The organism is Georgenia sp. 311 (genome assembly GCF_006151955.1).
Taxonomy (GTDB): domain Bacteria; phylum Actinomycetota; class Actinomycetes; order Actinomycetales; family Actinomycetaceae; genus Oceanitalea; species Oceanitalea wutianyii.
Genome location: NZ_VDFS01000018.1, coordinates 1 through 11,171 on the forward strand (window position 1 = coordinate 1; position 11,171 = coordinate 11,171).

The window sequence follows — 11,171 nt, forward strand, 5'->3', positions numbered from 1 at the left end:
GGTGACGACCAAGCCCTCGGCGTCCGTCGACGTCGACGACGTCCTCACCACCCTGGAGTGGGCGCGCGCCCAGGTCGACGACGGCGCGGCCGGCGTGCTCGTCACCCACGGCACCGACACGCTCGAGGAGACCGCCTACCTGCTCGACGTGCTGTGGGACCGTCCAGCGCCGCTCGTCGTCACCGGCGCGATGCGCTCGACGGACGTCCCGGGCACCGACGCGCCGTCCAACCTCCTCGCCGCCGCCCGGTGCGCGCTCGCCCCGCAGGCGCGCGAGCGCGGGGTGCTCGTCGTGCTCAGCGACGAGGTGCACCTCGCCGCCCGGGTGACCAAGGAGGCCTCGACCGGCCCGCGCGCCTTCGCCTCGCCGGGCCACGGCCCGGCCGGGCGGCTGCACGAGGGCGAGGTCCGCTTCTTCTCCGCTCCGCCCGCCCGGCCCGCGCCCCTGCCGGCGCCCGGTCCGGGGCCGGTGGACGTCGCGCTCGTCGAGGCGACGCTCGCCGACGACGGGCGGGTCGTGCGGGCCGTGCTCGACGCCGGGTTCGGGGCCGTCGTCGTCGACGGGGGAGGGCTGGGGCACGTCTCGGCCGCCACCTCCCGCGAGCTCCTGGCGGCGGTCGGGCGCGGCGTCGTCGCGGTCGTCTCCTCCCGGACCGTCCGTGGTGGCACCGGCAGGGCGACCTACGGATACGAGGGCTCGGAGACCCGGCTCCTCGCGGGCGGGGTGCTCATGGCCGGTGAGCTGTCCGGTCGCAAGGCCCGCCTCCTCCTCCACGTGCTCGTCCGCGCCGGGCTGCGCGGGGAGGCGCTCGCGGCGGCGCTCGAGGAGCACTCCCGGGTGTGATCCAGGTCGCTCACCGCAGGACCTAGGACCCGTGACGGGAGCGGCGCGCGTCGGGCAGGGTGGACATATGCCTCGAATCCGGCCCGCGGCAGCAGCCGCCGCCCTCCTGCTCCTGCTCACCGCCTGCTCCCCGGCGGACGACGCGTCCCCCGAGGACGCGCCCGCGACCGCGACGGCGCCGCTCCTCAGTGAGCACGGCCTCGACGGCATGAGCGGCAAGGAGATGGTCGACCACCTCGACCGCCTCGGCGGCGCCGACCGGCCGGCCGACCTCATGGCCTCGGTCCGCGCCGAGGAGCTCGTCCTCGGCGACGGCACCGACGAGATCACCGTCGAGCTGCCCGCCGAGGAGTTCTACGTGTCGTTCGCCCCCTACGTCGAGGCGACCCACGAGTGCTACTTCCACTCGCTCACCAGCTGTCAGGGCGAGCTGGTCGAGGAGGACATCGAGGTCACCCTGACGTCGAGCGACGGTGAGGTCCTCGTCGAGGAGACGGTGACGACGTTCGCCAACGGTTTCGCCGGCTACTGGCTGCCCCGTGGCTTCGAGGGGACCCTCGAGGTGAGCCACGACGGCCTCACCGGCCAGGTCCCGATCGCCACCGGCGCCGAGGACCCGACCTGCATCACGACGCTGCAGCTGACCTGACGCCGCCCGCCGGGCGGGTCAGTGGGGTGAGTCGGGAGTGGGGGTGTCCACCGGGTCGATCCCGCCGAGCGCCCAGCGCAGGCTCCGCGTCGCGACGTGCCCGGCGAGGCGTCCACCGGTGACGCTTCGCCTGCCGTCCAGTCGCAGCGGCTCACGCGCCCAGGGTGGCAGGGTGGCGACGGCCGCCCGTCCGATGAGGGCGTAGCCGCACCGGGCGGCGCCGGTGATCGGCGGGCGGTGGAGGAGGAACTCGGCCGCCTCCAGCGCCTCGGGGGTCTGCTCGAGCTCGGGGCGGTAGCGCTCGAGCGTCTCCCGGAGCTCGGCGTGCGTCGTCGGGACGCGCTCCCCGCCCAGTCGGCGCGCAACCCCGGCGGTCTGGGCCACGTAGGCGTCGATGTCCGCCTCGTCGAGCGGGCGGCGTCCGAAGATCTGGTGCGCGGTGAGGAAGCTGTCGATCTCGGCGACGTGCACCCAGGTGAGGAGGTGGGGGTCGTCGGCGCGGTAGGGGCGGCCGTCGGTCGTCGTGCCGCTCACGTACCGGTGCACCGCGCGGACGACGGCGATCGCCCGCTCCGCGTCCTCGGTGCGTGCGTAGGTGGTCTCGGCGATGAACGTGCTCGTGCGGGCGAGGCGGCCCCACGGGTCGGACCGGTAGTCCGAGTGCTGGGCCACCGCCGCCATCGCGAGCGGGTGGAGGGACTGCAGCAGCAGTGCGCGCAGCCCGCCGACGTACATCGAGGCGTCCCCGTGCACCCGCTGGATCGGGTCCTCGGGCCCGAACCAGCGCGGGCCGGGCTCCCCGTGGATGCGGCGACGGGCGGTGTGCGCCTCCGGGCCGGCCACCCGGGAGAGCAGGACGTCGCCCAGTCGCCGACGGGCCTCTGCGACAGCACTCATGGCGCCAGTGTGCGGCCGCAGCCCCACCCGTCGCACACCGGACGGAGGAAATGGCGCGATGCTGACGCGGTTGTGCACAACCAGTGGACAAGCCTGTGGACGCAGCGCCCCGGCCGCGCGGACGGGCGGCACCGCGCCTACGGTGTGACCCACGAACCCCGGGAGGACCCATGTCAGCACCCAGCACCCGCCCCTTCGCCGTCGTCACCGGCGCCTCCAGCGGCATCGGCCGCGAGATCGCCCACGTCCTGGCCCAGGAGGGCTACGACCTCCTCCTGTGCGCGGAGGACCCGGCGGTGCAGGAGGCGCAGTTCGACGTCCCCAGCCTCACCGTCGAGGCGCTCCAGGCGGACCTCGCCACCTACGACGGCGTCGAGGACCTCGTCGCCGCGGTGGGGGACCGCGACGTCGACGCCCTCGTCCTCAACGCGGGCGTGGCCGTGGGCGGTCCCTTCGTCGAGACGGACCTCGACGCCGACCTCGACCTCATCGCGCTCAACGTCACCTCCGTCGTCCACCTCGCCAAGCGGCTGCTGCCGCGCATGGTGAGCGCCGGAAGGGGCCGCGTCCTCGTCACCGGCTCGGTGACGAGCATGATGCCCGGCCCCTACTACGCGACGTACAGCGCCTCCAAGGCCTTCGCCCTCAACTTCGCGCAGTCCATCCGCTACGAGCTCAAGGACACCGGGGTCACCGTGACGACGATGATGCCCGGCCCCACCGACACGGAGTTCTTCGAGCGGGCCGGCATGGAGGACACCCGCGTCGGGCGCAGCGAGAGCAAGGACGACCCGGCCGACGTCGCCCGTGACGGCGTCGCCGCGATGCTCGCCGGCAAGGACGACGCCGTCGTCGGGTCGACCGTGCGCAACACCCTCATGTCACGCGCCTCCAAGGCGCTGCCCGAGAAGCTGAAGGCCGCGACACAGGCCCGCCTCACCGAGCCGCAGGACGACGACGAGGGGTGAGCCGGCCCCGGGTGCGCCACCTGCGCACCGCCCAGGGGTGCTGCACGATGGAGCCATGACCAGACCCGTCCGCATCGCCGTCCAGCTCCAGCCCCAGCACGCCGACTACGCCCAGATCCGCGACGCCGTCCTGCGCGCCGAGGAGGCCGGGGCCGACGTCGTCTTCAACTGGGACCACTTCTTCCCCCTGGGTGGCGACCCGGACGGCAAGCACTTCGAGTGCTGGACGATGCTCGGGGCGTGGGCAGAGCAGACGAGCCGCGTGGAGATCGGCGCCCTCGTCACGTGCAACAGCTACCGCAACCCCGACCTGCTGGCCGACATGGCCCGCACGGTCGACCACATCAGCGGCGGACGGCTCATCCTCGGGATCGGGGCCGGCTGGTTCGAGCGGGACTACATCGAGTACGGCTACGAGTTCGGCACCGCCGGCTCACGGCTCGCCGACCTCTCCCAGGCGCTGCCCCGGATCAAGGAACGCTGGGCGCGGCTCAACCCCGCGCCCACCCGCGACATCCCGGTGCTCATCGGCGGCGGCGGCGAGCGCAAGACGCTGCGGTACACCGCCGAGCACGCCGCCATCTGGCACGGCTTCGCCGACCTGGAGACCCTGCGGCACAAGAGCGCGGTCCTCGACGCGCACTGCGCCGACGTCGGGCGCGACCCGGCCGAGATCGAGCGGTCGGTGGCGGTGCGCGGCAACCCGGGCGAGATCGGCGAGGCGCTCGTCGGGGCGGGCGCGACCCTCTTCACCGTCTCGGCCAGCGGCCCCGACTACGATCTCTCGGCCCTCCACGAGTGGGTCGCCTGGCGCGATGCACGCTGACAGGCCACGTGGCGAGGGCCGCGACCCCACCGGCCGGTCGCAGCCGGTGCTCCAGGTGGTCCGCGGGTTCCTCATGGGCTCGGCCGACATCGTGCCTGGCGTCTCGGGCGGCACGGTCGCCCTCGTCCTGGGCATCTACGAGCGGCTCGTCCACGCCATCGCCACCGCCTCCTCCTCGGCCGCCGCGCTTGCCCGGCGTGACCTGCGCGAGACCGGCCGGCGGCTGGCCGCGGTGCCCTGGGTGTGGGTGCTCAGCCTGCTCGTCGGCATCGGCGCGGCCGTCCTGCTCCTGTCGGGTCCGCTGGAGCGGCTCCTGGCCGAGGAGCCGCAGGCGATGGCCGGACTCTTCTTCGGGCTCATCGTCGGCGCGGTGCTCGTCTCGTGGCGTCTCGTGCGCCGGCCCAGCGGGCGGCTCGTCGTCGTCGCGCTCGTCGCCGGCCTGCTGTTCTTCCTCTTCCTCGGTCTGCAGGACACGACGCACGCCTCGGGCGCGGAGGTCGCCACCCGTCCGTGGTGGGCGTTCTTCCTCGCCGGTGCCGTCGCGATCTGCGCGATGATCCTGCCCGGCATCAGCGGCTCGTTCATCCTCGTCCTCCTCGGGATGTACACGCAGGTGCTCGGGGCGGTCAACGAGCGTGAGATCGGCCTGCTCCTCGTCTTCCTCCTCGGCTGCGTGCTCGGCCTGGCGGCGTTCTCCTCCCTGCTCACGTGGCTCCTCGACCACCACCACGACGTCGTCCTCGCGGCGCTCATCGGGCTCATGCTCGGGTCGCTGCGGATCCTGTGGCCGTGGCCGAACGGACTGGAGAGCACCGAGCTCGCGGCACCCTCCGGCCCGGTCCTCGTGCCGGTGCTCCTCGCCGTCGCGGGCCTGGCGCTCGTCCTCGGGGTCGACGCGCTCGGCCGCGCGGCCGAACACCGCCGGGCCCGGTAGCACGGCGCACCGCGCCCGGCCGACACCGGGCGCGGGAAGCCGCGCCGCCGTAGCCTTCCGCGGATGGACCCCGTCGCGGCACTCGAACGCGTGGCCTACCTCCTCGAGCGGGAGCGGGCCGAGGCCCGCCGTGCCACCGCCTTCCGCAAGGCGGCGGCCCGCCTCGCCGGGCTCGACCCAGGTGAGCTCGAGCGGCGCCTCGCGGCCGGCACGCTCACCGAGCTGCGCGACGTCGGGCCCAAGACGGCGGCGGTCGCCCAGGAGGCGGCGCGCGGCGCCGTGCCCGCCTACCTCGCCGAGCTCGAGTCACGCGCCGGCACGCCGCTCGCCGAGGGCGGGCAGGAGGTGCGGGGCTGGCTGCGCGGGGACCTCCACGCCCACTCCGACTGGTCCGACGGCGGCACCCCGATCCTCGCCATGGCCCGCGCCGCGATCGACCTGGGCCACGAGTACCTCGCGCTCACCGACCACTCACCGCGCCTCACCGTCGCCCGCGGGCTGTCGCCCGAGCGGCTGCGGGAGCAGCTCGACGTCGTCGCCCGGCTCAACGAGGAGCTCGCCCCCTTCCGCCTGCTCACCGGGATCGAGGTCGACATCCTCGAGGACGGCGGGCTGGACCAGGAGCCCGAGCTGCTCGCCCGGCTCGACGTCGTCGTCGCCAGCGTCCACTCCAAGCTGCGGATGGACAGGGCGGCGATGACGCGCCGGATGGTCGCCGCCGTCGAGCACCCGCTCGTCGACGTCCTCGGGCACTGCACCGGGCGGCTGGTCACCGGGGGCCGGGGCACCCGGCCGGAGTCGGACTTCGACGCCGACGCCGTCTTCGGCGCGTGCCTGGACAACGACGTCGCCGTCGAGCTCAACTCCCGTCCGGAACGGCTCGACCCGCCCACCCGGCTGCTCGACCTCGTCGTCGAGCTGGGGTGCCGGGTCGCGATCGACACCGACGCCCACGCACCGGGCCAGCTGGAGTTCCTCGACCACGGCTGCGCCCGGGCGGCGCGGGCGGGTGTGGCGCGCGACAAGGTGGTCAACGCCCTGCCGCTCAGCGAGCTGCTCGCCTGGACGAGCCGCTGAGTCAGCGCGGGCGCGGCTCGTGCAGCGCGGGACGCAGCCGCTCGGGGATGCGGTCGCGGTCGAAGGTGATCTCCGTGCGTCCGTGCGGCGCGGGGCGCCCGTCCTCGTCGAGGTTGACGAAGACGATCGACTCGATGGTGAGGATGCTGTGGCGGGTGAAGAGGTTGCGCACCTCGGCGCGCATCGTCAGGGAGGTGGTCCCGAAGTGCACCGCGCGCAGGCCCATCTCGACGATGTCGCCCTGGGTGGCCGAGCTGAGGAAGTTGATCTCCGACATGTACTTGGTCACGACCCGCTCGTTGCCGAGCTGGATCATCGCGTAGATCGCCGCCTCCTCGTCGATCCACCGCAGGAGGCTGCCGCCGAAGAGGGTGCCGTTGGCGTTGAGGTCCTCGGGGCGGATCCACTTGCGCGTGTGGAAGTTGATGATGTCGTCGGAGTGCATGTCAGCCAGCGTATGACCGCAAACCGGGCCATCCGGACCGCTGGGGACGTGCGACCCGCCACGTTGTGCAGCACCTGTCTGGGAGGATCGCCCCATGAGTGACCAGCCGGGACCGCTGCTTCTGCTCGACTCCGCCTCGATGTACTTCCGGGCGTTCTTCGCCCTGCCGGACACGATGACCGCTCCGGACGGCACGCCCGTCAACGCCGTGCGCGGCTTCCTCGACGCGATCGCGCGGCTCGTCACCACGCACCGGCCCGCGCGCGTCGTCGCCTGCTGGGACGACGACTGGCGCCCGGCCTTCCGGGTGCAGGCCATCCCCTCCTACAAGGAGCACCGGCTCGCCGACGACGGCGGGGAGGAGGTCCCGGCCGCGCTCACCTCCCAGGTGCCGGTCATCGTCGACGTCCTCGCCGCCCTCGGCATCCCGCGCCTCGGCTCGCCCGGCTACGAGGCCGACGACGTCATCGGCACCCTCGTGGCCCGCGAGGTCGCCGCGGCCGACCGCGCCCCCGAGGTCCTCGTCATGACGGGGGACCGCGACCTCTTCCAGCTCGTGGACGACGCCGCGGGGGTGGCCGTCCTCTACCCGGTCCGCGGGTCGAAGGAGCCGGTCCGCATCGACGAGGCGTGGCTGGCCGAGAAGTACGGCGTGAACGGCGGCCAGGCGTACGCCGACATGGCCACCCTGCGCGGGGACCCGAGCGACGGGCTGCCCGGCGTGGCCGGCATCGGGGAGAAGACCGCCGCCAGCCTGCTGCGCCAGTTCGGCACCCTCGAGGGCGTCGTCGCGGCGGCGCAGGACCGCGGCTCGGCGATGAGTGCGACCCAGCGCCGGCGCATCCTCGACGCGGCCGACTACCTCGCGGTCGCGCCCACCGTCGTCCAGGTCGCCCGCGACGCGCCGGTGGCGCAGGACCGCGGGGACCTCACCGAGGTCCCCGCGGACGGCGAGGCGCTGCTCGCGCTCGCCGAGCGGTGGGGCCTGGAGTCCTCGCTGCGGCGACTGGTCGACGCCTGCTCCGACGCCACCGGCTGAGGCGCGGCCGGGGGAGCCCCGGCCGCGCCCCGTGCGTCAGCCCGTACGGACGCTGACGTCACCGACGGAGGTGAGGAGCTCGAGGCGGTGCGGGGAACCGTCGTCCACCGGCACCTGGGTCCGCACGCTGCCCACCGAGGTCGAGGAGCGGACCTGGTAGGCCGTGCTCCCCGCGGGAAGGGTCACCTCGACGTCACCGGTCGACGTCCTGGCCGTGAGGAGCTCCGGGGCGACGTCGACGTCGACGACGACGTCACCCACCGAGCTCTGCACGTCCAGGGTCTGGGCGCGGACGCCGGCGACGGTCACCGAGCCCACCTCCGAGACGGCCCGGACCGTACGACCCGCACCGGTGACGACGACGTCACCCACCGCCGTCCGGACCGCGACGTCGATGTCGGCGGGGACGAAGATCTCCCAGTCGACGTCGCACGGCCCGAACCACTGGTCCGTCGGGCAGCGCCCGTCGAGCGACACGGCACCACCGGACTCGCTGACCTCGAACGTCGGGTCGGAGAACCCGCCGGTGGCGGTGAGGACGACGCGCGGCTCCTCCGTGGCGTCGACGGCCGTGACGAGCACCCGTCCGATCTCATTGACGAGCTCGACGGAGGTGAGGTTCGCGGGCAGTGCGTGCGTCGACGTCGTCGAGGTGCGTGCGGCCTGGGCCGCCGCGGACAGTGCCGCGCTGAGCACGATGAGCAGGGCGAGCACCGAGCCGGCGACGCGGACCGTGCTCCTGGTCGAGGGGGTCATCGCTGGCCTTTCGTCGTGTCCCGCTCGATCCAGCGGAGCACCGCGAGCACGCGGCGGTGGTCCTGCTCGGCGGGCGGGAGGTCGAGCTTGCTGAAGATGGAGGAGACGTTCTTCTCGACCGCGCCCTCGCCGATGAACAGGCGTTCGGCGATCGCGGCGTTCGTGCGTCCCTCGGCCATGAGGCCGAGCACCTCCCGCTCGCGCGGCGTGAGCCGGGACAGCGGGTCGACGTTGCGGGCGCGGGTGAGGAGCTGGGAGACGACCTCGGGGTCCAGGACGGTGCCGCCGTCGGCGACCTCCCGCAGCGAGGCGAGGAAGTCGCGGGTGTCGGCCACCCGGTCCTTGAGGAGGTAGCCGACCCCGGTGGTGCGGGCGGCGAGCAGCTCGGTCGCGTAGTCCTCCTCGACGTACTGGCTGAGGACCATGACCGCGGTGCGCGGGTGGCGGGCACGCACGTCCAGCGCCGCGCGGATGCCCTCGGAGGTGAACGTCGGGGGCATGCGGACGTCGACGACGACGAGCTCGGGCCGGTGCTCCTCGACGGCGGCGAGGAACGTCTCGGCGTCGGGGCAGGCGGCGACGACGGTGAACCCGCCCTCGCCGATGAGGCGGACGAGCCCGTCCCGCAGGAGGACGGAGTCCTCGGCGAGCACGACGCGGGTGGTCATCACTGGTCTCCTCGGCGGACGGTGGCGGGCAGCGGCAGGGTGACGACGGCGCTGGTGGGGCCGCCGGCGGGGGAGGTGACCTCGAGGCGGCCGTCGACGGCCTGGACCCGCTGGCGCAGCCCGGCCAGGCCGGTGCCGCGTGCCGGGTCGGCGCCGCCCACGCCGTCGTCCTCGACGAGGAGGACGAGCCGCGCGTCGGGCGTCCGGCTGATCCGCACGGTGGCGTGGCCGGCCCGGGCGTGCTTGGCGACGTTGGTGAGCAGCTCCGAGACGCAGAAGTAGGCGATGGCCTCACGGCTGGGCTCCACCCGGCCGACGTCCGCGCCGACCTCCACGGTCACCGGCACGGGGGAGCGCGCGGCGAGCGCCGAGACCGCGGCGTCCAGGCCGCGGTCGGCGAGGATCGGCGGGACGATGCCGCGGGCCACCTGACGCATCTCGACGATCGCGTCCTTGGAGGCGGCGTGCGCCTTGTCCAGCAGCTCCTGGGCCGCGCCGGGGTCGGAGGCGAAGCGGTCGCGGGCCATGCCGAGGTCCATGGCGATCGCGACGAGCCGCTGCTGCGGGCCGTCGTGCAGGTCGCGCTCGATGCGCCGGCGCTCGGCCTCGACCGAGTCGACCGTCGCGACGCGCGACTCGGTGAGGGAGTCGACCCGCTCGGCGAGGTGGGCGATCTCCTCCTCCGGGTCGGAGCCGAGCAGCGTGCGGGCCAGACCGCTGTCCACGGCCGTCACGCCGCGGGCGAGCACCGGGGCCAGCGCGAGGAGGGCGAGGGAGACCAGCCACACGAGGCCGGCCGTCGCCCACGTGCCGAGGGGCAGCAACCCGAGGACGAGGGAGTCCTCGTCGAGCAGCCCGGAGTACAGGGGGAGCGTGGCCCCGGCGACGAGCGTGCCGAGCACCGCGACCGCGAGCGCGCCGGTCAGCAGGCCCCACAGCACGTGGACCCCCGCGTACCCGGCGGCGCGCCGGTAGGGACGGGTGAGCAGGAGGCTGTGGCGCCAGGCCGGCTCGCTGGGGGCGGACGGCGGCACGATCCGCTGCCCGAGGAAGGCCTCGACACGGGCCCGCTCGGCCCGGGCGAGGAGACCGGCGAGCGCCATGCCCGGGACGAGCACGAGGATCCCCGTGCCGAACGCGGGCAGGGTGAGCACGCCGGTGAGGACGAGGATGGCGGCGACGAGCGCGGCGAGGGCGGTGAGCAGGTTGAGCACCAGGAAGACGACGTGGTGCCACCCGTCACGCCAGCGGCGCCACGCGGTGGGCAGTTGGGCAGGAGCTGTGGTCACGGGCTCAACACTAGGGACGGGGCCGGGGCGCGTTGAGCCCGCTGCCCCCCGAGCCGGACGGGGGGTAGCCCCCGGTCGACGTGTATCGGCGCCGGTGAGCGGGGCCGGCGGCGCGGCCGTCCACCGCCGAGGCGTGCCGCGCAGGCCCGGGGCTTCTCGGCGCCCGGGCTGGGCGCACGGGCGAGGGCCGGGGAACTGTACTCTCGGCCCGAGAGAGTGTGAGGCGCCGACGCGGGCTGTGGTCGCGCGGGGCAGCGAGCGGGCAGCGAGAGAGGAGCCGGGATGGACAGGCAGCAGGAGTACGTGCTCCGGGCGATCGAGGAGCGGGACATCCGCTTCATCCGGCTGTGGTTCACCGACGTCCTCGGTGTGCTCAAGTCCGTGGCCATCGCGCCGGCCGAGATCGAGGCCGCCTTCTCCGAGGGCATCGGCTTCGACGGCAGCTCCATCGAGGGCCTCACCCGCGTCTACGAGGCCGACATGCTGGCCAAGCCGGACCCGGCGACCTTCCAGCTCCTCCCGTGGAGAGGTGAGGAGAACGGCGTCGCCCGCATGTTCTGCGACATCCTCACCCCGGACGGCGAGCCCGCCCGCTCCGACCCCCGCAACGTCCTCAAGCGCACCCTCGAGCGGGCCAAGGACGCCGGCTTCACCTGCTACACCCACCCCGAGATCGAGTTCTACCTCTTCGAGCAGCAGCGCAACCCCGACGACCCGCTGGTGCCGATCGACACCGCCGGGTACTTCGACCACGTGGCGCGCGGTACCGCGCACGACTT

At 74.1% G+C, this 11,171-nt stretch carries 13 protein-coding genes; 8 read left to right on the forward strand and 5 right to left on the reverse strand.

Annotated features, from left to right (window positions below; all coding sequences use genetic code 11):
- Positions 1-844, forward strand: an 844-nt coding sequence (locus FHE66_RS02915) for an asparaginase domain-containing protein (RefSeq protein WP_139071497.1), incomplete at its 5' end; no start/stop codon positions are given.
- Positions 845-911: 67 nt separating this feature from the next.
- On the forward strand, positions 912-1,493 hold the full coding sequence (locus FHE66_RS15305) for a CueP family metal-binding protein (RefSeq protein WP_176554619.1): 582 nt from the start codon (positions 912-914) through the stop codon (positions 1,491-1,493).
- A gap of 18 nt (positions 1,494-1,511) precedes the next feature.
- Here FHE66_RS15305 and FHE66_RS02925 read toward each other — a convergent pair whose 3' ends face one another.
- Positions 1,512-2,390, reverse strand: a complete 879-nt coding sequence (locus FHE66_RS02925) for an oxygenase MpaB family protein (protein WP_139071498.1) — start codon at positions 2,388-2,390, stop codon at positions 1,512-1,514.
- Between the two features lie 170 nt (positions 2,391-2,560).
- On the opposite strand from FHE66_RS02925, the gene FHE66_RS02930 reads away from it, so the two are divergent.
- The 4 genes from FHE66_RS02930 to FHE66_RS02945 all read left to right on the forward strand — a co-directional run bounded on the left by FHE66_RS02930 (position 2,561) and on the right by FHE66_RS02945 (position 6,195).
- Positions 2,561-3,358, forward strand: a complete 798-nt coding sequence (locus FHE66_RS02930) for an SDR family oxidoreductase (protein ID WP_139071499.1) — start codon at positions 2,561-2,563, stop codon at positions 3,356-3,358.
- A gap of 55 nt (positions 3,359-3,413) precedes the next feature.
- Complete coding sequence (locus FHE66_RS02935; protein ID WP_139071500.1) at positions 3,414-4,184, forward strand: LLM class F420-dependent oxidoreductase; 771 nt, start codon at positions 3,414-3,416, stop codon at positions 4,182-4,184.
- On the forward strand, positions 4,174-5,118 hold the full coding sequence (locus FHE66_RS02940) for a DUF368 domain-containing protein (RefSeq protein WP_139071501.1): 945 nt from the start codon (positions 4,174-4,176) through the stop codon (positions 5,116-5,118). The genes FHE66_RS02935 and FHE66_RS02940 overlap by 11 nt, the downstream gene beginning before the upstream one ends.
- 63 nt (positions 5,119-5,181) lie before the next feature.
- Complete coding sequence (locus tag FHE66_RS02945; RefSeq protein ID WP_139071502.1) at positions 5,182-6,195, forward strand: PHP domain-containing protein; 1,014 nt, start codon at positions 5,182-5,184, stop codon at positions 6,193-6,195.
- A gap of 1 nt (position 6,196) precedes the next feature.
- Here FHE66_RS02945 and FHE66_RS02950 read toward each other — a convergent pair whose 3' ends face one another.
- Complete coding sequence (locus tag FHE66_RS02950) at positions 6,197-6,640, reverse strand: acyl-CoA thioesterase (protein WP_139071503.1); 444 nt, start codon at positions 6,638-6,640, stop codon at positions 6,197-6,199.
- 94 nt (positions 6,641-6,734) lie between these two features.
- Here FHE66_RS02950 and FHE66_RS02955 point away from each other — a divergent pair, with 94 nt between their 5' ends.
- On the forward strand, positions 6,735-7,679 hold the full coding sequence (locus FHE66_RS02955; protein ID WP_139071504.1) for a 5'-3' exonuclease H3TH domain-containing protein: 945 nt from the start codon (positions 6,735-6,737) through the stop codon (positions 7,677-7,679).
- A 36-nt stretch (positions 7,680-7,715) separates the two neighbouring features.
- Here the strand turns inward: FHE66_RS02955 and FHE66_RS02960 are convergent, their stop codons facing one another.
- Genes FHE66_RS02960 through FHE66_RS02970 form a run of 3 tightly spaced genes read right to left on the reverse strand, consistent with a single transcriptional unit; the run spans position 7,716 to position 10,392 of the window.
- On the reverse strand, positions 7,716-8,435 hold the full coding sequence (locus FHE66_RS02960; protein WP_139071505.1) for a DUF4097 family beta strand repeat-containing protein: 720 nt from the start codon (positions 8,433-8,435) through the stop codon (positions 7,716-7,718).
- Positions 8,432-9,103, reverse strand: a complete 672-nt coding sequence (locus FHE66_RS02965) for a response regulator transcription factor (protein ID WP_139071506.1) — start codon at positions 9,101-9,103, stop codon at positions 8,432-8,434. Before FHE66_RS02965 ends, FHE66_RS02960 begins: the two co-directional genes overlap by 4 nt.
- Positions 9,103-10,392, reverse strand: a complete 1,290-nt coding sequence (locus tag FHE66_RS02970) for a sensor histidine kinase (protein WP_168202698.1) — start codon at positions 10,390-10,392, stop codon at positions 9,103-9,105. Before FHE66_RS02970 ends, FHE66_RS02965 begins: the two co-directional genes overlap by 1 nt.
- Before the next feature lie 282 nt (positions 10,393-10,674).
- Here FHE66_RS02970 and FHE66_RS15310 point away from each other — a divergent pair.
- The coding region (locus FHE66_RS15310) for a glutamine synthetase beta-grasp domain-containing protein (RefSeq protein ID WP_176554620.1) at positions 10,675-11,171 on the forward strand (497 nt) is incomplete at its 3' end.

Coding starts and splice junctions, on each gene's coding strand:
- FHE66_RS15305 (WP_176554619.1), top strand. CDS start 912: ATGCCTCGAATCCGGCCCGCGGCAGCAGCCGCCGCCCTCCTGCTCCTG.
- FHE66_RS02925 (WP_139071498.1), bottom strand. CDS start 2,390: ATGAGTGCTGTCGCAGAGGCCCGTCGGCGACTGGGCGACGTCCTGCTC.
- FHE66_RS02930 (WP_139071499.1), top strand. CDS start 2,561: ATGTCAGCACCCAGCACCCGCCCCTTCGCCGTCGTCACCGGCGCCTCC.
- FHE66_RS02935 (WP_139071500.1), top strand. CDS start 3,414: ATGACCAGACCCGTCCGCATCGCCGTCCAGCTCCAGCCCCAGCACGCC.
- FHE66_RS02940 (WP_139071501.1), top strand. CDS start 4,174: ATGCACGCTGACAGGCCACGTGGCGAGGGCCGCGACCCCACCGGCCGG.
- FHE66_RS02945 (WP_139071502.1), top strand. CDS start 5,182: ATGGACCCCGTCGCGGCACTCGAACGCGTGGCCTACCTCCTCGAGCGG.
- FHE66_RS02950 (WP_139071503.1), bottom strand. CDS start 6,640: ATGCACTCCGACGACATCATCAACTTCCACACGCGCAAGTGGATCCGC.
- FHE66_RS02955 (WP_139071504.1), top strand. CDS start 6,735: ATGAGTGACCAGCCGGGACCGCTGCTTCTGCTCGACTCCGCCTCGATG.
- FHE66_RS02960 (WP_139071505.1), bottom strand. CDS start 8,435: ATGACCCCCTCGACCAGGAGCACGGTCCGCGTCGCCGGCTCGGTGCTC.
- FHE66_RS02965 (WP_139071506.1), bottom strand. CDS start 9,103: ATGACCACCCGCGTCGTGCTCGCCGAGGACTCCGTCCTCCTGCGGGAC.